This window comes from Ruegeria discodermiae (assembly GCF_030758345.1).
GTDB lineage: Bacteria > Pseudomonadota > Alphaproteobacteria > Rhodobacterales > Rhodobacteraceae > Ruegeria_C.
The window spans coordinates 1-660 of sequence record NZ_JAVAMO010000072.1 but is presented as its reverse complement, the minus strand read 5'-3'; the positions used below and the strand labels follow the sequence as shown (position 1 = coordinate 660).

Here is a 660-nt window from a genome sequence, read left to right as displayed (position 1 = left end):
TGAGTTTCAGGGGTATAACATGAGCAATCTATTCTGGTTGACTGACGAGCAGATGGCGCGGCTTCAGCCTTACTTTCCAAAGAGCCATGGTAAGCCGAGGGTTGATGATCGACGCGTTCTGAGCGGGATTATTTTCATCAATCGCAATGGGTTACGTTGGTCTGATGCGCCGCGCGAATATGGGCCGCCAAAGACACTGTACAATCGCTGGAAACGATGGGGCGATATGGGTGTGTTCGCTCGGATCATGAACGGGCTGGCTGCGCAGGGAACCGATCATAAGACCATCATGATTGACGCAACATACCTCAAAGCGCACCGCACGGCTTCCAGCCTGCGGTTGAAAAAGGGGGGCGTGGCAGGCTGATAGGGCGCACCAAGGGTGGTATGAATACGAAACTGCACGCTGTTACTGACAGTCTGGGACGCCCCATCCGCTTCTTCATATCCGCTGGGCAGGTGAGCGATTACACGGGCGCCAGGGCTCTGGTGAACAGTCTGCCATCGGCTGACTGGCTGCTGGGAGATCGAGGCTATGACGCCGACTGGTTCCGCGAAGCCCTTAATGACAGGGGAATAAAGCCCTGCATCCCAGGTCGAAAGTCACGCGACAAGCCCGTCCGATACGACAAGCGCCGCTACAAACGACGCAACCGCATT

Annotated in this window: 1 pseudogene; it reads left to right on the top strand. The window is 56.1% G+C overall.

What is annotated here, in order from left to right:
* Window positions 1-19: 19 nt before the first annotated feature.
* A pseudogene (locus Q5Y75_RS28400) lies at window positions 20-660 on the top strand (IS5 family transposase); the annotation flags it as partial.